The sequence below is a fragment of the Mesorhizobium sp. M1399 genome, assembly GCF_040317735.1.
Classification (GTDB): domain Bacteria; phylum Pseudomonadota; class Alphaproteobacteria; order Rhizobiales; family Rhizobiaceae; genus Mesorhizobium.
The window spans coordinates 299272-323176 of sequence record NZ_JAMYKZ010000008.1; the positions used below are offsets into that span (position 1 = coordinate 299272).

The following is a 23905-nucleotide window of genomic DNA, read 5'->3' on the forward strand; positions in this document are numbered from 1 at the left end:
CGGCCCGCTTCCTTATGCTCGCTCTACAGGACCGCCATGCCAGCGCTCGACACCATCCGCCAGCAAATCCGTGCCAATTATTTGCCCGACGAAGACCAGGCGGTGAAGCGGCTGGCCGAGGCGGCCGGGCTGTCCGTGCACGATCGCAAGGCGATTTCGGCCCGTGCCGCCGATCTGGTGCGGGCGGTGCGCGGCTCGTCCGATCCGCGGCTGATGGAAGTGTTCCTGTCCGCCTACGGCCTCTCGACCAAGGAGGGCGTGGCGCTGATGTGCCTGGCCGAAGCGCTGCTGCGGGTGCCCGACACCGAGACGATGGACGACCTCATCGCCGACAAGATTGTGCCGCACGACTGGTCGGCGCATTCGGGCGGTTCGAGCTCGATCTTCATCAATGCATCGACCTGGGCGCTGATGCTGACCGGCCGCGTGCTCGACGAAGGCGAGGGCGGCATCGAAGGCACGCTACGCGCCATGGTGCGCCGGCTGGGCGAGCCGGTCATCCGCAAGGCAGTCGCCGCCGCGATGCGCGAGATGGGCGAGCAGTTCGTGCTCGGCCGCACCATCGCCGAGGCCGTCAGGCGCGGCCGGCCGATGACGCAGAAGGGCTATCTCTATTCCTTCGACATGCTGGGCGAAGCGGCCCGCACCGAGGCCGACGCGCTGCGCTATCTCAAGGCCTATGCCGAAGCCATCTCTTCGCTCGATGCCGGCGCCAACGGCCCCGACATCCGCCAGAACCACGGTATTTCGGTCAAGCTGTCGGCGCTGCATCCGCGCTATGAAGTGACCCAGAAAGAAAAGATGCTGCCGGTGATGGCCGAGCGGCTGTTGTCGCTGGCGCTGGCGGCGCGCCATTCGCGCATGGGGCTCAACATCGACGCCGAGGAAGCCGACCGCCTCGATTTGTCGCTCGACGTCATCGAGCGGGTGTTGGCCGAGCCGGAGCTTGCCGGCTGGAACGGTTTTGGCGTCGTCGTCCAGGCCTATGGACCGCGCGCCGCCTTCGTCATCGACTGGCTCTACGCTCTGGCCAGGAAATACGACCGCAGCATCATGGTGCGGCTGGTCAAGGGCGCCTATTGGGACACCGAGATCAAGCGGGCGCAGACGCTCGGGCTCGACGGCTATCCGGTCTTTACCCGCAAGGCCAACACCGACGTCTCCTACTTGGCCTGCGCGAAGAAGCTGTTGTCGATGACCGACCGTATCTATCCGCAATTCGCCACTCACAATGCCCACACCGTCGCCGCCATCCTGTCGATGACGACGGAGCGCGATACATTCGAGTTCCAGCGCCTGCACGGCATGGGCGAAGCGCTGCATGAGACGGTGCGGCGGGCCGAAGGCACGCGCTGCCGCATCTATGCGCCGGTCGGCGCGCATTCCGACCTGCTCGCCTACCTGGTCCGCCGGCTGCTGGAGAACGGCGCCAATTCCTCCTTTGTCCACCAGCTCACTGACGAGGAGGTCGAGCCCGAGGACATTGCCCGCGACCCGCTCGAAACGGTGGAGAAACAAGGCCCCGCCGCCAATCCGGCGATCGTGCCGCCGTCGGCGATCTTTGGCCCCGGCCGGCGCAACTCCAAGGGTTTCGATATCACCGACACGCTGACGCTGGCGGCGATCGACAAGGCCAGGGCCGAGTTCGCCGGGCCGGAGCGCTGGCACGCCAAGCCGGTCAGCCGCGCCGCCGGCTACGGCAAGCAGCGTCCGGTGGTCAATCCGGCAAAACCTTCGGAAGTGGTCGGCACGGTCAGCGAGGCCGGCGCCAAGCAGGTCGAGACCGCCGTGCGCATCGCCGTCGAGGCACAACCGGTATGGGCAAGACGCCCGGTCGCCGAGCGCGCCGCCATCCTCAACCGCGCGGCCGATCTCTATGAGGCGAACGCCGTCGAGTTCTTTGCGCTCGCCGCCCGCGAGGCCGGCAAGTCGCTGGCCGACGGCGTTGCCGAGGTGCGCGAGGCGGTCGATTTCCTGCGCTACTATGCGGCCGAGGCCGCCAATGCCGAGGCGGGCACCGAGGCGCGTGGCGCCATCGCCTGCATCTCGCCGTGGAACTTTCCGCTTGCCATCTTCACCGGCCAGATTGCAGCGGCACTGGTCACCGGCAATTCCGTTATCGCCAAGCCGGCCGAGCAGACGCCGCTGATCGCCTTCCGCGCCGTCCAGCTGCTGCGCGAGGCCGGCGTGCCGGAAGACGTCATCCAGCTTCTGCCCGGCGACGGTCCCTCGGTCGGCGGCCCGCTGACCGCCGATCCGCGCATTGCCGGTGTCTGCTTTACCGGCTCGACCGAGGTCGCCAAGCTGATCGAAAAGCAGCTGGCCGAGACCGCCGCGCCCGACGCCATGCTGATTGCCGAGACCGGCGGCCTCAACGCCATGATCGTCGATTCCACGGCGCTGCCCGAACAGGCGGTGCGCGACATCCTCGCCTCCGCCTTCCAGAGCGCCGGCCAGCGCTGCTCGGCACTGCGCATTCTCTACGTGCAGAAGGACGTCGAGAAGAAGATGCTGGAGATGCTGAAAGGCGCTATGGAAGCGCTCAGCCTCGGCGACCCCTGGCGGATCTCGACCGATGTCGGCCCGGTCATCGACGACGAGGCACAAGCGTCGATCCGCGACTATTGCACGAAAATGGGCCTGCAGGGCCGGCTGATCGCCAAGCTCGAAGCGCCGAAGGACGGCCGCTTCGTCGCGCCGCACGTCTTTCGGGTCAAGAGCATCGAGGAGTTGGAACGCGAGGTGTTCGGCCCGGTGCTGCACGTCGCCACCTTCGATGCCGACGAGATCGATGCGGTGATCGCCGCGATCAACCGCAAGGGCTACGGCCTGACCTTCGGCCTGCACACCCGCATCGAAGGCCGCGCGCAGCATTTCGTCGACGGCATCCATGCTGGCAACATCTACGTCAACCGCAACCAGATCGGCGCCGTCGTCGGGGCGCAGCCCTTCGGCGGCGAGGGGCTTTCCGGCACCGGACCGAAGGCGGGCGGGCCACATTATCTCCGGCGCTTCCGCAAGGGGCCGGAGGCCGGCACCCATCTTGCCGAAGGCCGCAAGGTGACGGCGACCGAGCTCGCCGACAATCTGCCGGACCCGGCCTTTGGCGGCTGGTCGACGCGGCCGGATCGCGTCGCCATCCTGAGGAAACATCTGCGCGGCAAGGGTGCCGCGGCCATCGGTGCCGCCGCCGGCATCGATTTCGGCCAGGTCGACCTGCCCGGGCCGACCGGCGAGGCCAACACGCTGTCGCTGTCGCCGCGCGGGCGCGTGCTGTGCCTCGGTCCCGACGCGGATACCCTGCTTGCGCAGACGATCCAGGCGCTGGCTGCCGGCAATGCCGTGCTCGCCGTCGCACCTGGCGCGCCTGCGGCACTGTCGGCGCTGACCGGCAAGGGCCTGCCGCTGGCGGCGATCGACGGCCGTCCGGACCCGGTCGAAGCGCGCTCGCTGCGGGTCGATGTCGTCGCCTTTTCCGGTATGCCCGAGGCCGCGCGCATCGTGCGCAAGGTCATCGCCGACCGCGCCGGCCCGATCGTACCGCTGGTCAGCGAAGTGTATTATCCGGCCGCCTATGCGCACGAGCGCGCCGTCTGCGTCGACACCACGGCGGCGGGCGGCAATGCCAGCCTGCTGGCCGCGGCATAGGGTTTCGCCAGGGCTCGCTCATCGCGGGCAGGGCGGCGCCGACTCTGCGTGGGGAGGGTCGCTACCTGATACCGAGCGGCACCTCGAACTGCCAGGCCGAGCGACCGGCTCCGTCTGGAATCGGGGGAAACGGAGAAGCCCGGCGGACCGCGTCGAGAGCGGCCTTGTCCAGCGCGGCAACGCCTGAACTGCCCGTCAGCCTGGCCGACCGGACGCTGCCGTTCGAACCGACGGTAAAGGCAACCGTGGCTGTGCCCGTGGCGCGCGTGCGTGTCGAATTGAAGGCCCGCACCAGCTTTGATCGGATCTTGCCGGGGTAGTTTGTGACGGCTGCATTGCCGATGCCGGACTTGCCGCCCCTGCTGGCAGTCAGGATCTTGCCGTCCTTCTTGCCGTCGGCCGTGCCGCGCGCGACATCCATTTCGTCACGGCCGCCGGAGCCGGTCTTTTTCTTCTTGGAATCGGCTTTGGCAAGTGCCTTGCCCGCCTTCTTGCGCGAGACCGGCTTTTCAGGCTCGTTTGGTTCGGCTTTCCTGGCCGGCTTGTTCTTTGCGGTTGCCTTCTTCGGCTGCTTGGGCTTCGGCCTTTCCGGCTTCGGTTCTTCCGCCGCGACGACGGTCTCGACCGTCTGAACCGTTTCGGCCGGCGCCGGGTCGGCTGGTGCCGGAGCACTCGTCTCGGCAGGATCGGCCCTTTCGACCGTGCTGACTGGCGGCGGCACGGCATTGTCGTCAGTGGGCACCAGCCTGTCGGTCGCGAGAATGTCGGGCGATGGATCCGGGCGCGCCGGCTCGACAGGCTGGGCAGGCGCGGGCTCGGGGCGATCGGCAAGAGGAGCAGTTTCCGTGACGGCCTCGCTAACCGGCTCGACCACATCTTTTTCCGATGCTTCCGCCACATCGGTGACCGGCTGGAGCGCCTCCTCTGCCGCGGTTGCCTGCGCCTCGACCGTTTCGACGGGCTTGGCGTCGAGCATGGTCACCATCGTTACGTTGGTCACTTCCGGGTCGTCTCCGACATCGCCGGCCGCCTGCTGCGGATCGGCGCCGAGCAGCATTTCGCCTTGCTGGTCGGCACCTTCGATGCTTGGCCTGTCGTCCGGCAGGGTGAGAAAGGCCAGCGCCACCGCTGCGTGAAATGCGCAAGAGCAGGCGATCGCCACCGTCCAGTTGTGGCGCCGCTGCATCTGTCGTGCCTGCCGCAATGGCTCCGCCGGCACCGCAGTCAATTCGCCGTCGGCATCGGCGATGCAACTGTCTTCCGGTCTGTCGCGCGGCGAAACATGCAGCACCCCGCGAGGGATGGCGAAATCGGGATCGTCCGGTTCCGGCGGCAGGAAACCGGCCAATGGCCACGCCAGGGTGTTTCGCGCGAATGCCGGTTCCAGTCCCAAATTCAGACCCCGAAGGCGATGCCGGTCCTGGTCTGCGTCTTCAGCCCGCGCATGCAGGCATTCGGCTCGGCGCCGGCGCATTCCGTGGCGCTGTTGATCAACACGCGGCTGACCTTGCCGCAATCGGTGCCGGCAAGGTCGAAACGCGTCACCTTGGTCTTGCCTGCAGGCAGCTCCTTGAAATCGAGCACGGTCAGCCGGTCGACGACGCCGGCCTCGTTGAACAACGCGATCTCGAACGCCGCCTTGGAAAGACCGGCGCCGAGATTGTTGGTGACCACGAAGGTTAGGCGGCAGCCCTTGTCGGATGGCTGCGCGCCGTTCAGCTCGAGGATCAGCGCCGGCGCTTGCTGCTGTGTCCATGCCGGAGCCGCCGCAAGCGACATAGCCACCGCCGCGGCCAACAGACGAAGGGATGCTGTCACGCCTTGCCTCATCGTCAGCCTCCAAACCGCATGGTCGCCGCCAGCTTCAGGGTGACGCCGGGCTCGTAGACGATACTCGTGGTCGACGCGTTCAGTGGGTTGGCGTATTTGACGTCGAACAGATTGTCGGCGCGGAAATCGACCTTGAAATTGTCGGTCGCCTGGTAGCTGGCGAAGGCATTGACCAGCGTATAGTCCTTGGCCACCGCGTTGCCCTGCGGCTTGCCGTTGTATTGCACCTCGCCGCCGACAGTCAGCCTGTCCTCGAGGAAGCGAAAGCCGAGTTGCCCGGTGACCTGGGAGGAGGGGACGGTGACAAGGTCCGCCCGCTCGCCTTCATAGGAAATCGTGTGGCCATCGGTGAACGACGCCGAAAGCCCGGCAAAGCCCCAGGCTGCGTCATAGACGCCCTCCATCTCGAAGCCGTGGATCTTGGCCTTGGCGAAATTCTGATACTGGAAGCAGATCGGGATGCCCGGACCGAACGGGCAGCCGCTGGTCGGGTCGAACGCCGATAGCGTCACGCCGTCGATGTAATCGTCGACATTGTTGTTGAAATAGGCCGCCTTCAGCCGCAGCGCGTCGTCGGCCTCGATGACGCCGTTGGTGCTGTAGTTGACGCCAAACTCCACGGTCTTGCCGGTTTCGGGCTTGAGATTGGGATTGGGGAGGAACGGGAAGCTGACGCCTGCCGGATGATTGCCGCTGATCAGGGTCTCCGATAGCGAAGGGGAACGGTAGCCTTCTGCGTAAGTGCCGTAGAATTGCAGGCCGGAAAGGCTGGTGCTTTCGAAGGGCGAAATGCCCACTGTGATGCGTGGCGACAGCCGGTCGCCAGAGGTTTCGCCGACATCGCTGTCTAGCTTGTAGCTGTCGTAACGCAGCCCGGCGATGACCTCGAGCCAGTCCCAGGTGAGCTTGTCCTGGACGTATGCGCCGGAGACGTTTCTATCGCCCGAGGGCGTGTAGAAACTGTCGCCGCCCGCCGTGCCGCCTGTCTCGACATCGTCGCCAACCCAGTCGCCGCCATAGGTCAGCTCATGCGCGATCCCAACGGTCTCGAATCTCGACGTGTTCCAGATGTCGATGCCGGAGGTGCCGATGTCGAACATCGATTTCGAACCCGCCGGCAAAACCACGGGCAGACCGGTGACCGGATCAAACCGGTTTTGCGCCACAAGGGTCGTCAGATCGAGCTTGGTCTTGTTGTAAGAGGCGTTGATGTGGAGATCGAGCCAGCTCTTGTCTTCGTCGGTGATGTTGTAGCGGGCCGTGAAGGTATTCGCCTTCAGGTCGGCGTCGTTCACCGGCGCGCTGCCGCTGGTCTCGGTCCATCCGTCGTTCGAGCCGATCCAACCGAGCTTCAGCTCGCTGTTTTCGCTGGGGCGGATGGTCGTCTTGAGGAGGCCGCTCAAGACGTCGAAGCCAGTGCCCGCTACAGTGTCGCCGCCGCCATGCTTGTAGTCGTCATAGTCGCGGTAGACGATGTTGCCGAGCACGTCCCAGTTCTCGTTTATCCGGTAGGCGCCGGTGGCGCTGGTGGTCCAGCCTTCACCGTTGGTTTCGTAACGCCCGGTCGCGGATGCCGCCCAGGTCTCGTCGGGCTTGAGGAAATCCTGAGCATCCTTGGTATCGAAAAAGACGACGCCGCCGATCGCCCCGGAGCCGTAGGTATTGGCGACCGGACCGCGGATCACGTCGACGGATTTGATCAATTCGGGATCGATGTAGAAGGTCGATTGCGTGCCGTGATCCGAGCGCTGGAAATTCTGGCGGGCACCGTCGACGATGACGGAGACGCGGCCGAAGTCCTGCAGGCCGCGGATGTTGATGCTGGAGCTGACACGCCTTGCGTCGGCCTGGACGGCGACACCCGGCACACCGAACAGCATGTCGTTGGGCGTCGTCGCCATGCGGCGCTCTAGCTGTTCCTCGTCGACATGGCTGGCTGAAGCAAGCGACTCGATCGCCGTCTCGCCGGTGCGGCTGAGGATCAGGATCTTGTCGAGCAGCGTGGCACCCGCCGGGGCGGGCTTTGCCTGTTCTGGCGGTTGAGACGGGTCAGTCTGCTGCTGGTCGGCTGCCGGTTGGGCAGCCTGCTGGGCGCCGGCCGGTGCGGCGAGCAGCGGGATCGCCGCCGCGCCGGCCAGCAACGCGGCCATTTTGCTTGTCATAGAACAGTGTGCCAGGCCGCTGCCCGCCGGCCGTCCCCAATTCGCCAACCCCATGCTGCAACTCCAAGAATCCATGTTCGATGCTGGCTGGCTTGGGGCTCGCTGGCATTTTTCATCGCGTCCGGCGTCTTAAATGTTGACTCATTTACTCCGGTATTGCACTGCTAGATAACATGACCATTCGAGTCAAGAATTGAATCGGCATTTCACGCAGGCGCCGAGCCAGATGCCCGGCACAGAACAGGGAGCGAACCCATGAACACGCACAATCCCAGCGACTTTCGCTATCGCGTCCGCCGTTCCGACGAAAATTCCGTCCGCTTCGAACGGGTCCCATCGGCCGTGAGAACGCTGTCCAGCAACACGCTGTTCCAGGGCGAGCACGAGATCGGCATCGAACATCACGGTGCGCTGTATCGGCTGAAGATCACCCGGCAGGGCAAGCTCATCCTCAACAAGTAGGTGGTGGAAATGGACCAGCGCGTAAAACCCGCCCCGCACGAGATCCGACGGGCACGGGTAGACAATCCGAAAATGCGCGAGCGCGACCTCGCCGCCCAACTCGGTATTTCGGAGGCCGAACTGGTCGCCGCGCATTGCGGCGACGGGGTCGTGCGGGTCGAGCCGCGTGTCAACGACCTTTTGACTGGTCTCGAAGCTGTCGGTGAGGTGATGGCGCTGACCCGCAACGAAAGCGCGGTGCACGAGAAGATCGGCGTCTACGACAAGGTCGTCACCGGGAATCACAATGCCATGGTGCTCGGCGAAAACATCGACCTGCGCATCTTCCCGAAAGTCTGGGCGCACGGCTTTGCGGTGGAAAAGCGCGACGGCGCCGACATCCGTCGCAGCCTGCAGTTCTTCGACGCCGCAGGCGAGGCGATGCACAAGGTGCATCTCAGACCCGCATCCAACCTCTATGCCTATCAGAAGCTGGTGGCCGGGCTGGAATCTCCGAACCAGGAACCGACGGTGGCGATTTCAGCGGGCGCGGCTGACGACGAGATCGAGACTGCGGACAATTCGGCCAGCGTCGAGGATCTGCGCGACCGCTGGAGCCAACTAACCGACGTGCATCAGTTCTTCGGCATGCTGAAGACACTGAAGCTCAGCCGCCGGCAGGCGGTGCGCTTGGTCGGCCAGGATTATGCCTGGCTGGTCGATAACGATGCGGTGAGCGCCATGTTCAACCACGCCGCCGCTGGCGCCATGCCGATCATGTGCTTTGTCGGCAATCGCGGCTGCATCCAGATCCATTCCGGCCCCGTCGCCTCGATCAAGCCGATGGGACCATGGCTCAATGTGCTCGACGAGACCTTCCATCTGCACCTGCGGACCGACCACATCGATGAGGTCTGGGCCGTGCGTAAGCCGACCAAGGACGGCCATGTCACGTCGCTCGAAGTCTATGGCACCGACGGCAAGATGATCATCCAGTTCTTCGGTAAGCGGCATGAGGGCGAAAGCGAGCGCGAAGACTGGCGCTTTCTGGCCGAAAACATGCCGCGTATCCCAAGCCCGACCGCAGCCTGAGGAAAACGACGATGGTTCTTTTCTCCAGGCTGGTCTCCAGGTCGGCGCTTGGTCCTGCGGCCGCTGTTTTCCTGGCGTTCGCCGTGCTGATGCCGGCTCAGGCCGCCGAAGGCATCGCGACTTTTGCCGACCGCTCGAGGATCGTGGCCATCGGCGGCTCGATCACCGAGATCGTCTACGCGCTCGGCGAACAGGATCGCCTTGTCGCGCGCGATTCGACCAGCCGCTATCCGCAAGCGGCGGCGGAACTGCCGGATGTCGGCTACATGCGCCAGCTGTCGCCGGAGGGTGTGCTGTCGGTCAATCCGTCGGGTATATTGGCCCTGCACGGAAGCGGACCGAAGGAAGCCGTCGACGTGCTGAAGAAATCGAGCATCCCGTTCATCGAGATGCCCGAGCGCTATGATAATCAAGGCATTCTGGAAAAGATCCACATCGTCGGCAAGGCGCTCGGCGTCGAGGCCAAGGCCGATGCGCTGGCAGCCCAGATCGACGCCAAGCTGAAGGCAGCCGAAAAGCAGACCGCCTCGATCAAGGAGCGCAAGCGCATCCTGTTCGTGCTGTCGATGCAGGGCGGCAAGCTGCTTGCCGCCGGCATCGACACCGCCGCCGACGGTATCATCAAGCTTTCGGGCGGTATCAACGCCATCAACGGCTTTGCCGGCTACAAGCAATTGTCGGACGAGGCAGTCATCACCGCCAGGCCTGACGTGATCCTGATGATGAACAATGCCGGGCGGGCCACCGCGGATGACGAATTGTTTTCGAACCCTGCCGTGGCTCCGACGCCGGCGGGTGTCGCCCGCAAGCTGATCCGCATGGACGGCGGCTATCTGCTCGGCTTCGGTCCGCGCACGGCCGACGCTATCCATGATCTCGCCGTCTCGCTCTATGGCGGCCAGGTCACGGATTGAGCGCGATGGCCGATCATTCGATCGCTGATGCGGCGGGCATCATGGCGACGGCAGCCGAGGGTGACCGTTCGCGGCGCGCCCGCCTCGTCATCGTTCTGCTCTGCGTCGGGCTGGCTATCGCCGTGCTGTTGTCACTGACCTCCGGCGCATCCGATGCCTCGGCCATCGGCGTCATGCACGACTGGCTGTTCGGCGCGTTGCCCGGCGACGCGGCATTGAGCGCCCGCGACCATGTGATCATCCATGACATCCGTCTGCCGCGCGTCATTCTGGGCGTACTGGTCGGCGCATCGCTTGCCGTCTCCGGTGCCGTCATGCAGGGTTTGTTCCGCAATCCGCTGGCCGACCCCGGCCTGATCGGCGTTTCGGCCGGATCGAGCCTCGGTGCGGTCGCCGTCATCGTGCTTGGCTCGACCATGCTGGCGCCGCTGACCTCGGCGCTCGGCACGCTGGCTCTGCCGCTGGCTGCGTTCTGCGGCGGGCTGGCGACGACATTGCTGCTCTATCAGGTCGCGACACGGCAAGGCCGGACCTCGGTCGCCACCATGCTGCTCGCCGGCATCGCGCTGGCGGCGCTTGCCATGGCGCTGACCGGCATCCTGATCTTCATGGCCGACGACCGGCAATTGCGCGACCTGACCTTTTGGCAGCTCGGCTCGCTGGGCGGCGCAACCTGGCAAAAAATCGGCTCCGTCGGGCCGATCATCGTGCTGGCGCTGGCGGCAATGCCGTTCCTGGCGCGCGGCCTCAACGCGCTGGCGCTTGGCGAGGCGACGGCCGGCCATCTCGGCATTCCGGTGCAGCGGCTGAAATACACCGCGATCGTCGGCGTCTCGGCAGCGGTCGGCGCGTCGGTCGCCGTCAGCGGCGGCATCGGTTTTGTCGGCATCGTCGTGCCGCATTTGCTGCGCCTGCTGATCGGCCCCGACAACCGTTACCTGCTGCCGGCATCGGCGCTGCTCGGCGCCGCGCTGCTGCTGTTGGCTGACGCCGTTGCCCGCACCATCGTTGCCCCGGCCGAATTGCCGATTGGGATCGTCACCGCGGTCGCCGGTGCCCCGTTCTTCCTGTGGATACTGCTGCGCAAGCGCGGCGTCATCGACCTGTGAAAGTTTGCCTATGATCGAAGCGCGCGATGTCTCGGTGGCGATCGGCGGCAAGCGCATTGTCGCCAATGTCGATTTCGAGGCGCGGCCGGGCGAAATCGCGGCCATTGTCGGCCCCAACGGTTCGGGCAAGACGACCTTCCTCAGAGCACTGTCCGGCGATCTTGGCTATTCGGGAGAGGTCACCATCAACGGCCGCAATCTATCGGCGATGAAGCCGGTCGAGGCGGCGACGGTGCGCGCGGTGCTGCCGCAGGCGACGACGCTGTCCTTCCCGTTCACTGTGCGTGAGATCGTCAGGCTGGGCCTGGTCGGCGGGCGCTCCGGCGCGCTGCCCGGCGAGGACCAGCGCCTGCCCGAACGCGCGCTGGCGCGCGTCGACCTCGACGGTTTTGCCGGCCGCTTCTACCAGGAATTGTCCGGCGGCGAGCAGCAGCGCGTGCAGCTTGCCCGCGTACTCTGCCAGGTCTGGGCGCCGGTGCTCGACGGCAAGCCGCGCTATTTGTTCCTCGATGAGCCGGTGTCCAGCCTCGACATCAAACACCAGCTGATCATCATGGACATCGTGCGTGATTTCGCCAGACGGGGCGGCGGCGTGGTCGCCATCCTGCACGACCTCAATTTGACGGCGATGTATGCCGACCGGATTTTCGTCATGCATCGCGGCAGGCTCGCCGCTACAGGTTCGCCGCAACAGGTACTCAGCGACGAGCTGATCGAAAAGGTCTTCGATTGCCGGCTGAAGGTCGGCGTGTTGCCGGCAGGAAACATGCCGTTCGTTTTGCCGCAATCGGCAGCTTAGGCAATCAGAAAAATCAGGCGGCCGGCGCCCGTTGCACCAGCATGTCGATGCCGAGCAGGTGTCGCACATTCGGGCGCGCCGCCACCAGATCGGCGATCGTGTAGCGCGACAGCACGGCGAAGAAGGCGTTGAGCGCTTCGCGCAATGCCGAATTCAAGGCGCAGCTGTCGACCAGCGGGCATTCGGCGGCGTCGTTCTCGAAGCACTCGGCCATGGCAAAGCTTTCCTCCGTCACCCGCACGACATCGAACAGGCTGATCGTTTCGGCCGCGCGACCGAGCCTGACGCCGCCATTCCTGCCGCGCACCGTTTCGATCAAGCCGTTTTCGACCAGTGGCTGCAGGATCTTGAACAGGAAAAGTTCCGATACCGAATAGGCGGCGGCGATCTCGGGGATGCGGCTCAGCCGTTCGGTATTGGCGGCGCAATACATCAGAATGCGCATGGCGTAGTTGGTCTGACGGGTAAGCCGCATTGTGTCCTCACATAGCAGTGGTTGGGGTCAATATGGCCTATAGTTTGGAACAATTCCAGACTGGCGCTGCATAATAGATGAATTCAGGCGTCAAGTTTGCATGCGCGATTGCGCGCACCGGGATCAGCGGCGCGCTTTCTGTGGGAAGCGACATTAGATAAGTTCGCATGATCGATCAGGAGCGGCCCACCATGTCACGACCAGCCCCGGTTCTTGCATCCGTCGCGTTCGCCCGGTTCGACACCGACGCCGATGCCAAGCTTTCGGCGCTCAGGCGCACCAAGTTCGCTGCCACCGCAGCACTTGCGTTTTGCGTGCTGATCTTTGCGGCGGCGAAATCGTTCGAGAGCCGGCATGCGTGGTTGGGCTTTGTTGCCGCTTTCGCCGAGGCGGCGACGATCGGCGGGCTGGCCGACTGGTATGCGGTGGTAGCGCTGTTTCGGCGGCCACTCGGCCTGCCGATCCCGCATACGGCTATCATCCCGGAGAACCAGAACCGAATCGCCGACAATCTCGGCCGCTTCATCGAGGTCAATTTCCTGGCGCCGGAGCCGGTGCGCGAAAAGCTCGCCGAAGTCGATTTTTCCGCGCTGGTCGCGGACTGGCTGGCCGACCCGAACCGCGCCGCCGACCTGTCGCGTTTTGTCGGCCGGCTGGTGCCGCAGACGCTGGCGGCGGTCGAGCAATCCGGACTGCGCGGCTTCGTCACCAGCCGTATGCTGGAGCAGATCGAAAAGGTGCCGCTGGCGCCGCTCGCCGCCGAGTTGCTGTCGGCGCTGACTGACGATCGCCGCCACCAGAAACTATTCGACGAGTTCACCAAGGTGGTCGGCCGCTTCTTGAGCGACGAGCAGGCGCTGGCGACGATGCGCGAGAAGATCCGCGAGGAACTGCCGTCGCTGTTCAACCTGTTTCGCGCCGACGCCTATCTGTTGAAGAAGATCGTTGCGTCGGCCGGCTCGCTGCTCGATGAAGTGCGCGCCGATCCGCACCATCCAATGCGCGCCGAATTCGACCTTTTCGTCGCGACTTTCGTCGAGCGGCTGAGGACATCCAAACAATATGCCAGGCGCGCCGAAAAGCTGAAGCGAGATTTCCTCGCCCGGCCGGAACTCAGCGCTCTGGCCGGCGACATGTGGGAGAGCCTGCGGCTGTTCATCGAGCAGGACGCCAAGGCGCCGAATTCGATGATCCGCGACCATCTCGCCACCATGTTCGTCGAGGTCGGCCGCCATCTTGCCGACGACGCGCAGATCAGGGCCGACATGAACCAGGGGTTCATCGTGGCGCTGGCATCCTTCGTCGAAAGCCAGAAGAGCGGCGTGTCCAAATTCATCGCCGACCAGGTCAAGCGCTGGGACCTCGCGCAACTGACAAGGCTGATCGAGATGAACATCGGCAAGGACCTGCAATATATCCGCTTCAACGGCATGATCATCGGTGGCCTTGCCGGGCTCGTGCTCTACACCGCCGAACGGCTGTTTCTCGTCGGCTGACCTCGTCCGAATGGACCGCTGAGCTTCGCTGCACTATCTTCCGTGCAGTGGCGGCGTTCACGGCAACAGGGGGAGAGTACCAGCATGGCAAAACGACCGGATTCCGAGTCCTTTATCGACATGTTCGGCAAGTTCGGCCGCGACCTGAAGCTGCCGAATGTCGATGTCGAGGCGATCCTCGCCCACCACGCCAAGAACCTGGAAGCGCTGGAGAAGTCGGCCAGGGCGAGTGCCGCCGGAGCGTCGGCGCTGTTGTCCAGGCAACGCGAGATGCTACAGGACACGCTGCGCGAAATCACCGACATGGCACAAAACTACAGGGCGCCCGGCAATCCCCAGGAAATGATGCAGAAGCAGGCGGCGTTCGCCAGGAGATCCTTCGAGACCGCGCTGAAGAATGCCGGCGAGATGGCCGAACTGGCGAGGGCGTCCGGCACCGAATCCATCGAAATCCTGCGCAGCCGCATCAAGGAGGCGATGGAGGAGATCCGCGCCGGCCACGACAAGAAATAAGCTGTTCCCCAGCAGCACGCTTGCCGGCGGCGAAGACTGGCGGTTCGCGGCCGAAGATTATGGGCTGGAATCGCACTGGCGAATTGACAGGGGCGGCCCGTCGTGGTCCGGAACAGGCAAGCGATCGGGAAAGCAGGAATGACGCAGATACGGCCCACGACGCCGCCGACCTTCGAGCAACTCAGGGCGATGGCCGGGCAGGAATTAGGCGTCTCGGACTGGACGCTGGTCGATCAGCACCGCATCGACCAGTTTGCCGAATGCACGGGCGATCATCAATGGATCCATGTCGATCCCGAGCGGGCGAAGCGGCAAAGCCCGTTTCGCACCACGATCGCGCATGGCTATCTGACCCTGTCGATCATCGGCGCGCTGGCGCTTGAGATGGGCATCGTACCCGAAAACACGCAGGCCGCTTTCAACTACGGTTTCGACAAAGTGCGTTTCGTGGCGCCAGTCAGGGTCGGCTCGCGAATCAGGCTGCGCACCACGCTGTTGTCGATGGAAGACAAAGGCCCGGGGCAATATCTGATGAAGGCTTCCAATACGGTCGAGATCGAAGGCGAGCAGAGGCCGGCGCTGACCGCCGAGACGCTCGTCATGCTTTACGCACGCCGCAAGCGGGCCGGCACCTGAGAGACCGTTTGGAAACTCTACTCTGGCAGCCATCTGATCGCGTTTTCTGCGCTTCCGGCCTTCGCCGGCCGAAGCACCGATCAGCGGTCGTGGCAGTTAAGGCTACGGCCGGCGTAGGCCGGTGCTCACGGACCTAAATGTCCGCTGCGCTCCGGTTCTCGAAACCACCACCATATGACTCGCCAGAGCGAATTTCGAAACAGTCTCCGAGGACACGGGCTCAGACAGGCGTGCGGCGGTGCAAATCAGCGCGACATCGCCTGTTCAAGCGCCCTGAAAATCCGGTCGTCTCCGGACTGGGCGACGTTGAAGCGCATGAAACGGCTGGCCGACCGAGACAGGCTGAACGCATTGCCGGGCGCAAGCACGACGTTGGCCGACAAAGCGTGACGGGCGACATCCGCGGCATCTATCCCCTCCGGCAGCCTGCACCACAAAAACATGCCGGCCGGCTGATCTATCCATGGCACGATGCCGATGGCCTTCAGGCGGGCGCTGGTTTCTTCCACGGCGCGCGAGAGCCGCGCGCGCAGCAGATCGACGTGCTTGCGATAGAGGCCGTCCTTCAGCAGCGTCAGCACCAGTTCGGATGCAAGCCGCCCGCTGCCAAAGGACGTGGCGATCTTGAGATCGGTCAATCCTTCCATCCAGTCGCGAGGAGCGGCGATGAAGCCGCAGCGCACCGATGCCGAAAGCGTCTTGGAGAAGCTTCCGATATGGATGACCCGGCTGAGACCGTCGAAGGCCGCCAGCCGGGGCGCGGGCGTATGTTCGAAATCGGCGAAGATATCGTCCTCGATAATCGTCAGCCCCGACTGGTCGGCGAGCTTCAGCAGCCGATGGGCGGCGACGGGCGACAATATCGCGCCGGTCGGATTGTGGAGCGCGGAATTGGTGATGTAGAGGCGCGGCCGGTGCTCGTTCAGCGCTTGCGCGAACAGCTCGATGTCCGGCCCCGAGCGTGTGTAGGGAACGCTGATCACCTTGGCCCGATGGGCGCGCAACAGGGCATGGAAGTTGAAATAGCAGGGATCGTCGACCAACACGGTGTCACCCGGTTCGAGCAGAAACCTACACAGCAGGTCGATCGCCTGGGTGCCCGATTCCGTCAGCATGATCTGGTCCGGGGAGGCTTCGATACCGTGCTCGGCCATGCGCCGCGCCAGCAGATGGCGCAGCGCCGGCAAGCCGAGCGGCGTGCCGTAATCGGTCAGCGCGGCATCGTCGGCGCGGGCCATGGTCCGCAGTGCGCGGCGCAATCCGGCCTCGGGCATCCATGCGGCCGGCAACCAGCCGCAACCGGGTTTGAGCACATTGTCGCCAGCTTCCAGCGATTGGCGCGAGACCCACAGCGGGTCGACAGCACGGTCAAGCCTGGGGCCGATCTCGGCCAGTGACAGCGGAGCCAGCGATCCGGCGGCATAGAAACCCGAGCCCGGCCGCGAGCGGATCATGCCTTCCGCCGCAAGACGCTCATAGGCTTCGACCACGGTGGATTTGGAAACCTGCATGGCCTTGGCGAAAGCCCGGATCGAAGGCAGCCGCATTCCCGGTGTCAGGCTGCGCGCGGCGATCCTGTGCCTGATCGTCGCCATGACGGTTTCGACAAGCGTCCGGCTGCCCTCATCTGTTGTCGTCTGCTCGTCCATCCGTACTGCTCAGCCTACCATCACGGTTTTGTCGAACTGTACCTCATTGTCTCTGGCGGAGCCATACGCCCGGCCCGATAGAGGGCGAAACGAGCGGGGCATCGATGGACAAGGCGGTGAGTGGTGGGGCGGCGAGTAGCTGGGCGGCGAGCGGCTGGGTCAACGGGTTCATAGGCGTGCTGATCTTCAGCGGTTCGCTTCCGGCGACGCGCGTGGCGGTGATGGATTTCGATCCGGTGTTCGTGACGGTCGCCCGTGCGGCTTCGGCGGGCATTCTCGGCCTCGCGCTGCTGCTCGTTTTTCGCCAGAAGCGACCGGAGCGGCAAGATCTGTTCTCGCTGGCGATCGTCGCGCTTGGCGTCGTGGTCGGCTTTCCCCTGCTGACAGCGCTGGCGCTCAAGCACATCAATTCGGCTCACTCGATCATTTTCGTCGGCCTGTTGCCGTTGGCGACCGCGATCTTCGGCGTGGTTCGAGGCGGTGATCGCCCGAAACCGGCGTTCTGGCTGTTCTCGTGTCTCGGCAGCGCCCTTGTTGCCGGTTTTGCAGTGACGCATGGCCTCTCGGTCTCGCCGCTCGGCGACATCTTGATGCTGGCCGCCATCATCGTGTGCGGATTGGGCTATGCCGAAGGAGCGGCGCTGTCGCGCAAGCTCGGCGGCTGGCAGGTGATCTCGTGGGCGCTGGTGCTGTCGCTGCCGGTCATGCTGGCGCTGACGTTCATCACCATGCCGCCGTCGCTCGAAAGTGCCGGCAGGGGCGCGTGGATAGGTTTGGCGTATGTGTCGCTGTTCAGCATGCTGATCGGTTTCGTGTTCTGGTATCGCGGCCTGGCGCAAGGCGGCATCGCCGCGGTCGGGCAGCTGCAACTGCTGCAGCCTTTCTTCGGCCTTGGGCTGGCGGCAGCGCTGCTGCATGAGCAGGTCAGTCCCGCCATGATCGCCGTCACCGCCGCCGTCGTGCTTTGCGTCGTCGGCGCCAAGAGATATGCGAGATAGGTGCGCCGGCGCAGTCTTGAACTCGATACAATCGCGTCCAGTTGATACCAAGAGCTGCCGACCTGGCGGAACGGCGTCTCCGAGGCGCCGAATCGGCCAGCGTGGCGCAAGGCGCGAAGTGGGCCTTGCGCGGCGTGGAGAAAAAGGGGCAATTTTGGTGCCTGGGATCCAGAAGATACGCTTGTCCTCGGGTGGCGAGGTGGCCGTCCGGACGGCTGGTGATGCTTCCGAACCCGCGCTCGTGCTGCTGCACGGCTTTCCTAGCTCGTCGCGGACGTTTCGCGACGTGATCGCGCCGCTCTCCGGCAGCGTCTATGTCGTGGCGCCGGACCTGCCGGGCTTCGGCGCATCCGATCTGCCGCCCGAGCCGTCGTTCGACATGCTGGCCAGCGCGATTGAAGAGCTGCTCTCGCGTCTCAACGTTGGCCGCAGGTTTCTCTATTTGCATGATTTCGGAGCCCCGGTAGCGCTTCATCTCGCCATGCGCGCCCCGGAACTCGTCGAAGGCCTTGTCGTCCAGAATGCCAATGCCCACCGCTCCGGCTTTGGTTCGCAATGGGCAGACACATTGGACTTCTGGGCTGAGCCGAATGCGGCGAATGAGCAGGCCGCCACCGCCCATCTCACCCTCGAGGGAACCCGCGACCAGTACGTCGCCGGCCTGCCAGCCGAGATCGCGGCGCAGATCGATCCAGGTGGTTGGATTGAAGACTGGCGGGTCATGTGCCTGCCGGGACGACTTGATCTGCAGAAGGCGCTCATTGCCGACTACGGCCGATATGTCGACCGGTTCGCGGCGGTGGCTGATTATCTGGCGAAGCGTCAACCCCGAGCGATGCTTCTTTGGGGTCGCCACGATGCCTTCTTCGACATTGCAGAGGTTCAATCGTGGCTTATGGATCTTCCCCGGATGGAGGCCCACGTCTTCGACGCAGGCCATTTCCTTCTGGAGACGCATGCGCTCAGGGCTGCTGAACTGATGCTGGAGTTCGTCGCTGGCGGCTCAGCTAAGCGCGCTGGCCGCGGCGACCAGAAATAATCGCAATGATCAAAGCCGCCACCACCAGGGCCGTCGCGACCTGGAAAGTGACCTGCATGCCGCGTGCGGCTGCCGCAGATGCCAATACCTGCCGACCGGTGCCTTCGCCTCCGCCAGCCGATGCGAAGGCAAACACCGCGCCCATCACCGACGCACCGGTGATCAGGCCGAGATTGCGCGACAGATTGAGCAGGCCGGAGACGACGCCGCGCTGGTCGGACGCGACGCCGGTCATCACGGCTGAATTGTTGGCGGTCTGAAACAGGCTGTAGCCGGTGCAGACGATGATGATTGGCACGACATAGCCGGCAATACCGAATTCCGCCTGCGACAGAATGAAGATACCAATGGCGAGATCGAGCAGGCCGACGATCATCATCCGGTGCGCCCCGAAACGATCGACCAGGCGTCCGGCCGGCAGCGCCGCCAAGGCCGTAACCAGAGGGCCGGCCGACAGAACCAGCCCGACCATGGCTGCGTCCAGCCCAAGCGCGCGCGACAGATAGAATGGCGCGACCACCAGCGTCGCCATCATCACGGTGGCGACGACCAGGCTCATGGCGAGGCTTGCGTTCAAGGCGCTATCGCGGAACCTCGCAGGCTGGATCAAAGGGTTCTCGGCGCTTGTCTGCGCAATGACGAACAGCAGGCCACCCACGGCAGCGGCAATCAGCAAGCCGACATTGAGAGAACCAAAACTGCCGCGCCCAAGGGTCATGGCGAGCGCATAGGCGGCTAGCGTCAGCGCGAGCAAAGCCGTGCCGATGCCGTCGAAACCGCGGCGATCCGGTTCCGCTGACTTTTTTCCAGCCGGCAGGACGCGACGGGCGAGCGCGAAGGCCAGCGCCCCCAACGGCAGATTGATGAGGAAGATCGCTCGCCAGCCGAGACCGGCGATCAGCAGTCCGCCAAGCGAGGGGCCAAGCGTGGTGCCGATCGCGGACATGGCGCCGAGCAGGCCCATGGCGCTGCCGGTTTTTTCCCGGGGAACCGTGTCGGCGATAAAGGTCAGCGTCAGAGCCATCATGACGGCCGCGCCGAGCCCCTGTGCCGCCCTTGCGGCAATCAGCAGCCAGAGCGTCGGCGCGAGCCCGCAAAGCACCGATGCGAAGGTGAACAGGCCAATGCCGCCGAGCAATAGCGGGCGGCGGCCGAATATATCGGCGAGTCGCCCGGCGCTGACGATCAAGGTGGTGATGGCGAGCAGATAGGCAAGAACGACCCATTGCACGAGCTGGAACGATGCGCCGAATGCCTGCATCAGCGATGGCAGCCCGACGCTGGCGATGCTGGTGGCGAGCGACGACAGCAGCGTTGAAAGCGACAGGCTGGCCAACGCCCATCGGGCCGAGCGGACGCTCACCGGGGCCGTTTCATTCCCGATCTTTTCAGCCCCGGCCTTTTCAGCCCAGCTCTTTTCAGACCAAGTCTTTTCAGCGGTCGATGCCACGGTGAACTCCTCTGCCGGCAAGCCCCCAAAATCGGAGCTGTCGGAAGCTATTCCTCTGCTTGATGTGGCGGAAGGCGCAGTATTTGCATCTTATTCGTGCATGAAACGCCACGTCACCGCTGAGCTGTGTTATGGTCCTTCCATGTCGTCACCCGATCTCAATCTGCTTGTCGCCCTCGATGTGCTGCTGAGCGAGGGCAGCGTCGCCCGTGCTGCCGCGCGGCTGCACCTCAGTCCGTCGGCGATGAGCCGGACGCTGGCGCGGCTGCGCCAAGCGACAGGCGATCCATTGCTGGTCCGGGCCGGCCGTGGCCTGGTTGCGACACCGCGCGCGCAGGAATTGCAGCAGCAGGCAGGCCGCGTCGTGCAGGAAGCTGAAGCGCTCCTGCGCCCGGCCACCTTGCTCGACCTCTCATGCCTCGACAGCGTTTTTACGCTGCGCGCCAATGAAAGCTTCGTCGAGGAGTTCGCGCCGCGTCTCGTCGCCCGTATCGAAGCGGATGCGTCTGGCGTGCAGCTGCGTTTTGCGCCGAAATCCGACAAGAACGACATGTCGCTGCGTGACGCAGGGATTGATCTCGAAATCGGGGTTGCCGGTGAAACGAGCCCTGAAATGCGTATTCAGGCGCTGTTTCGCGACCGCTTCATCGGTGCGGTGCGAATGGGCCATGAGCTGAGCGAGGGTCCGGTGACGCCGGCCCGCTATGCGGCCGGCCGCCACATCAGCGTTTCGCGGCGTGGTCGCGAAAAAGGCCCGATCGACGAGGCCTTGAAACTGCTGGGTCTCCAGCGGACGATTGTGTGCATGGTTTCCAGCTTCTCGGCCACGCTCGCCATGGCGCGCGCCTCCGATTTGATCGCCAGCGTCCCCGAGCGGCACACGCTAGGCGCGCGCACGGGCATGTTCAGCTTTCCGTTGCCGGTCGACGTTGCCGAGGTCACGATCTCGATGCTCTGGCATCCGCGGCTCGACGCCGATCCGGCGCAACGCTGGTTACGCGCCTGCGTGCGGGAAGTCTGCGCCTTTCTCCGCTAATCCAGAGTCGGGTCGCTGATCTAGAATCGGGTCACCACGCCGATGCCGATGCCTTCGAAGCCGCCCATAGCCATCAATGCGGCCGGCGCTTCCTCGAGGCTGATCTTCTTGCCGACCAGCAGTTCGGGCTTAAGCTTGCCGGTGCGGATCATCTCCATCATCGCCTGATAGCGGAAAGCCTGCATGCCGTGGCTGCCGCGGATCTCGAGCTCGAAGGCGATCACCTTGTCCATCGGTATCTGCGGCCTGGCATGCTCGCCGAGCATCAGGCCGACCTGCACATGGCGGCCGCGCCGGCGCAGGTTCGCGATCGAGTTGAACGACGTCGTCGGATGGCCGAGCGCGTCCATCGACATATGCGCGCCGCCATTGGTGATCTGCTTGACTGCCTTGACCACGTTCGGCGTCTTTGCCGCGTTGATCGTCGCCACCGCGCCGATCGTTTTGGCGAAGTCCAGCTTCTCGTCGGTCAGGTCGATGGCAACGACATTGGCGCCCATGGCGCTGGCGATCATGATCGCCGACAGGCCGACGCCGCCGCAGCCATGCACGGCCACCCATTCGCCGGGCGTCACCCGGCCCTGGTCGACGATGGCGCGGAACGAGGTGACGAAGCGGCAGCCGAGGCTGGCGGCGGTGGCGAATTCCATCTCGTCGGGCAAGCGCACGAGATTGGTGTCGGCGTGGTCGATGGCGACATATTCGGCGAACGAGCCCCAAGCGGTGAAGCCGGGCTGGAACTGGTGCTCGCAGACCTGGTGGTTGCCCGAGGTGCATTCGGAGCAGCGGCCGCAGCCGACGGCGAACGGCACGGTGACGCGCTCGCCGGTCTTCCAGCGGGTCACCTGGCTGCCTGTGGAGACCACGACGCCTGCCAGCTCGTGGCCCGGCACATGCGGCAGGCGGATGCCGTCGTCGTGGCCCATCCAGCCATGCCAATCGCTGCGGCAAAGGCCAGTCGCCTCGACCTTGATGACGACGCCTTCCGGCGAAGGCGTCGGATCCGGCACGGTCTGGATCGTCGGCGCCTCGCCGAATTTTTCGAAGACGACGGCTTTCATCGGCAGTTCCTCATCACTTCATGCAATTTGCGGTCTACTCGGCATCGATCTGGTTCTCCGGCGCCGCCTTCTGGAACGCCGGCAGCGCCATGCAGGCGGCGTTGATGCGCGCGATCGTCGGGTAGGGCGTCATATCGACGCCGAAACGGGCATTGCTGGTGACCTGTGCGACCAGGCAGATATCGGCTAGCCCCGGCGTGTCGCCATGGCAAAAGGTCTTTGTCTCGGGCGAGGAAGCCAGAATCTTTTCAAGCGGCTGGAAACCTTCGTTCACCCAATGCCGGAACCAGTTGGCGACGTCCTGGTCGCCGGCGCCGAACAGCGTGCGCAACGAGGTCAGCACGCGCAGATTGTTCACCGGATGGATGTCGCAGGCGATCATCTGCGCCAGCATCCTGACGCGGGCGCGGCCAGGCGCATCCTTGGGCAGCAATGGCGGCTCGGGCGTGGTCTCGTCGAGATATTCGATGATCGCCAGTGATTGCGTCAGCAGCGTGCCGTCGCCCAGGATCAGAGCCGGCACCAGACCTTGCGGATTGACCGCGAGATAGGCGGGTTCGAGATGCTCGCCGTGGCGCAGATGATGCGGCACGTATTCGTAGGCGAGGCCCTTCATCTCCAGCGCGATCCGCACCCGGTAAGACGTCGAGGAGCGGTAGTAATTGTGAAGGACGATGTCGCTCATCGGATCACGGGCCCGGTTGGCCGATGGTCAGCTCGATTTCGCCGATGCCGTCGACGCCGCCGGTGATCTTTTCGCCCGGCCCGACCGCGCCGACGCCGGCCGGCGTGCCGGTGAAGATCAGGTCGCCGGGCTTAAGTTCTACCGCCTCGCTGCAAATCGAGACGATGTCGGGAACCGGCCAGATCAGTTCGGCGAGGTCGCCGTCCTGCCTGATCTTGCCGTTGACGGCGAGCCAGATACGGCCCTTTTCGGGATGGCCGGATGTTTGTGCCGGAACCAGCGGGCCGCAGGGCGCCGAACGGTCGAAGGCTTTCGACCAGTCCCACGGTCGTGCCGCCTTCTTCGCCTCGTCCTGAAGGTCGCGGCGGGTCAGGTCGACACCGACGCCGTAGCCCCAGACATGGTTCAGCGCCCGCTCGCGCCGGATGCGGAAGCCGGCTCCGCCGATCGCGACGACTAGCTCGATTTCGTGATGCAGGTTTTGGGTCAGCGGCGGGTAGGGGATGATCGTGCCCGAACCGACCGCCGCATCGACCACTGCGTCGCCTGGCTTGGTGAAGAAGAAGGGCGGGTCGCGCTCATCATTGCCGAGCTCGCGGGCATGGGCGGCGTAGTTGCGGCCGACGCAGAAGATGCGACGCACCGCAAAACGCTGCGGCGAGCCGGCGACGGCCACCGACGGGGTTGCGGGCAGGGGGAGGGCGAAGTCTGTCATGCACTGTCTCTGCTTCAGTGAATCTGTCGCCGGCACATTCGGCCGATTTGGATCACCGGGCAAGGCATTGCATTTCAGAAGAGCTACGCCCCGCCGCGCGGCGCGGCCTGAATTTAGTCGCTCGTGTCCTCGTCCGTGCCCTGGCGGGCGGGCTCGG

The 23905-nt window shown here is 64.7% G+C and carries 21 protein-coding genes; 12 read left to right on the forward strand and 9 right to left on the reverse strand.

Annotated elements, in window-relative coordinates:
• Nucleotides 1-36 precede the first annotated feature (36 nt).
• On the forward strand, nucleotides 37-3648 hold the full coding sequence (putA, locus tag NKH05_RS16550) for a bifunctional proline dehydrogenase/L-glutamate gamma-semialdehyde dehydrogenase PutA (RefSeq protein WP_353025761.1): 3612 nt from the start codon (nucleotides 37-39) through the stop codon (nucleotides 3646-3648).
• Nucleotides 3649-3709: 61 nt separating this feature from the next.
• Here the strand turns inward: putA and NKH05_RS16555 are convergent, their stop codons facing one another.
• The 3 genes from NKH05_RS16555 to NKH05_RS16565 are packed head-to-tail and all read right to left on the reverse strand — an operon-like array spanning nucleotide 3710 to nucleotide 7694.
• Nucleotides 3710-4996 carry an energy transducer TonB family protein gene (locus NKH05_RS16555; protein WP_352495976.1) on the reverse strand — a complete coding sequence of 429 codons (1287 nt, stop codon included), beginning with the start codon at nucleotides 4994-4996 and terminating at the stop codon, nucleotides 3710-3712.
• A 47-nt stretch (nucleotides 4997-5043) separates the two neighbouring features.
• Nucleotides 5044-5478: a hypothetical protein gene (locus NKH05_RS16560; protein WP_031194295.1), complete on the reverse strand. Its 435-nt coding sequence runs from the start codon at nucleotides 5476-5478 to the stop codon at nucleotides 5044-5046.
• A 2-nt stretch (nucleotides 5479-5480) separates the two neighbouring features.
• Complete coding sequence (locus tag NKH05_RS16565) at nucleotides 5481-7694, reverse strand: TonB-dependent hemoglobin/transferrin/lactoferrin family receptor (RefSeq protein ID WP_502905010.1); 2214 nt, start codon at nucleotides 7692-7694, stop codon at nucleotides 5481-5483.
• A 201-nt stretch (nucleotides 7695-7895) separates the two neighbouring features.
• On the opposite strand from NKH05_RS16565, the gene hemP reads away from it, so the two are divergent.
• Genes hemP through NKH05_RS16590 form a run of 5 tightly spaced genes read left to right on the forward strand, consistent with a single transcriptional unit; the run spans nucleotide 7896 to nucleotide 11995 of the window.
• Nucleotides 7896-8102 (forward strand): hemin uptake protein HemP, encoded by a 207-nt coding sequence (gene hemP / locus NKH05_RS16570; protein WP_352856296.1) that lies wholly within the window; start codon nucleotides 7896-7898, stop codon nucleotides 8100-8102.
• 9 nt (nucleotides 8103-8111) lie between these two features.
• Nucleotides 8112-9173 (forward strand): hemin-degrading factor, encoded by a 1062-nt coding sequence (locus tag NKH05_RS16575; RefSeq protein ID WP_352814605.1) that lies wholly within the window; start codon nucleotides 8112-8114, stop codon nucleotides 9171-9173.
• 11 nt (nucleotides 9174-9184) lie between these two features.
• Nucleotides 9185-10087 carry a heme/hemin ABC transporter substrate-binding protein gene (locus tag NKH05_RS16580; RefSeq protein WP_352856295.1) on the forward strand — a complete coding sequence of 301 codons (903 nt, stop codon included), beginning with the start codon at nucleotides 9185-9187 and terminating at the stop codon, nucleotides 10085-10087.
• Between the two features lie 5 nt (nucleotides 10088-10092).
• The gene (locus tag NKH05_RS16585; RefSeq protein WP_352484214.1) at nucleotides 10093-11196 is read left to right on the forward strand and encodes a FecCD family ABC transporter permease; all 1104 of its coding nucleotides are present in this window, start codon (nucleotides 10093-10095) and stop codon (nucleotides 11194-11196) included.
• 10 nt (nucleotides 11197-11206) lie between these two features.
• The gene (locus NKH05_RS16590; protein ID WP_353025764.1) at nucleotides 11207-11995 is read left to right on the forward strand and encodes a heme ABC transporter ATP-binding protein; all 789 of its coding nucleotides are present in this window, start codon (nucleotides 11207-11209) and stop codon (nucleotides 11993-11995) included.
• Nucleotides 11996-12008: 13 nt separating this feature from the next.
• Here NKH05_RS16590 and rirA read toward each other — a convergent pair whose 3' ends face one another.
• Complete coding sequence (gene rirA, locus NKH05_RS16595; RefSeq protein ID WP_023720010.1) at nucleotides 12009-12470, reverse strand: iron-responsive transcriptional regulator RirA; 462 nt, start codon at nucleotides 12468-12470, stop codon at nucleotides 12009-12011.
• A gap of 191 nt (nucleotides 12471-12661) precedes the next feature.
• Between rirA and NKH05_RS16600 the strand changes: the two genes are divergently transcribed.
• From NKH05_RS16600 to NKH05_RS16610, 3 genes are all read left to right on the forward strand, one after another.
• Nucleotides 12662-13966: a DUF445 domain-containing protein gene (locus NKH05_RS16600; RefSeq protein ID WP_023720011.1), complete on the forward strand. Its 1305-nt coding sequence runs from the start codon at nucleotides 12662-12664 to the stop codon at nucleotides 13964-13966.
• A gap of 84 nt (nucleotides 13967-14050) precedes the next feature.
• On the forward strand, nucleotides 14051-14479 hold the full coding sequence (locus NKH05_RS16605; RefSeq protein WP_023720012.1) for a phasin family protein: 429 nt from the start codon (nucleotides 14051-14053) through the stop codon (nucleotides 14477-14479).
• A 138-nt stretch (nucleotides 14480-14617) separates the two neighbouring features.
• Complete coding sequence (locus NKH05_RS16610; RefSeq protein WP_023720013.1) at nucleotides 14618-15115, forward strand: MaoC family dehydratase; 498 nt, start codon at nucleotides 14618-14620, stop codon at nucleotides 15113-15115.
• 245 nt (nucleotides 15116-15360) lie between these two features.
• On the opposite strand, the gene NKH05_RS16615 is transcribed toward NKH05_RS16610, so the two are convergent.
• Nucleotides 15361-16764 (reverse strand): aminotransferase-like domain-containing protein, encoded by a 1404-nt coding sequence (locus NKH05_RS16615; RefSeq protein ID WP_352484216.1) that lies wholly within the window; start codon nucleotides 16762-16764, stop codon nucleotides 15361-15363.
• Nucleotides 16765-16868: 104 nt separating this feature from the next.
• Between NKH05_RS16615 and NKH05_RS16620 the strand changes: the two genes are divergently transcribed.
• Nucleotides 16869-17762: a DMT family transporter gene (locus NKH05_RS16620; RefSeq protein WP_352643872.1), complete on the forward strand. Its 894-nt coding sequence runs from the start codon at nucleotides 16869-16871 to the stop codon at nucleotides 17760-17762.
• 181 nt (nucleotides 17763-17943) lie between these two features.
• Nucleotides 17944-18801 (forward strand): alpha/beta fold hydrolase, encoded by an 858-nt coding sequence (locus NKH05_RS16625; RefSeq protein WP_023720016.1) that lies wholly within the window; start codon nucleotides 17944-17946, stop codon nucleotides 18799-18801.
• Here NKH05_RS16625 and NKH05_RS16630 read toward each other — a convergent pair.
• On the reverse strand, nucleotides 18770-20185 hold the full coding sequence (locus tag NKH05_RS16630; protein ID WP_031194301.1) for an MFS transporter: 1416 nt from the start codon (nucleotides 20183-20185) through the stop codon (nucleotides 18770-18772). The two genes, NKH05_RS16625 and NKH05_RS16630, sit on opposite strands and share 32 nt — an antisense overlap.
• Before the next feature lie 208 nt (nucleotides 20186-20393).
• Here NKH05_RS16630 and NKH05_RS16635 point away from each other — a divergent pair, with 208 nt between their 5' ends.
• The gene (locus tag NKH05_RS16635) at nucleotides 20394-21287 is read left to right on the forward strand and encodes a LysR family transcriptional regulator (protein ID WP_352495984.1); all 894 of its coding nucleotides are present in this window, start codon (nucleotides 20394-20396) and stop codon (nucleotides 21285-21287) included.
• Between the two features lie 20 nt (nucleotides 21288-21307).
• On the opposite strand, the gene NKH05_RS16640 is transcribed toward NKH05_RS16635, so the two are convergent.
• Genes NKH05_RS16640 through NKH05_RS16650 form a run of 3 tightly spaced genes read right to left on the reverse strand, consistent with a single transcriptional unit; the run spans nucleotide 21308 to nucleotide 23748 of the window.
• Nucleotides 21308-22348, reverse strand: a complete 1041-nt coding sequence (locus NKH05_RS16640; RefSeq protein WP_023720018.1) for a zinc-dependent alcohol dehydrogenase family protein — start codon at nucleotides 22346-22348, stop codon at nucleotides 21308-21310.
• 34 nt (nucleotides 22349-22382) lie between these two features.
• Entirely contained in the window at nucleotides 22383-23033 is a 651-nt protein-coding gene (gene maiA, locus NKH05_RS16645) for a maleylacetoacetate isomerase (RefSeq protein WP_352484220.1), read from the reverse strand.
• A 4-nt stretch (nucleotides 23034-23037) separates the two neighbouring features.
• The gene (locus tag NKH05_RS16650) at nucleotides 23038-23748 is read right to left on the reverse strand and encodes a fumarylacetoacetate hydrolase family protein (RefSeq protein ID WP_023720019.1); all 711 of its coding nucleotides are present in this window, start codon (nucleotides 23746-23748) and stop codon (nucleotides 23038-23040) included.
• Nucleotides 23749-23905: the final 157 nt, after the last annotated feature.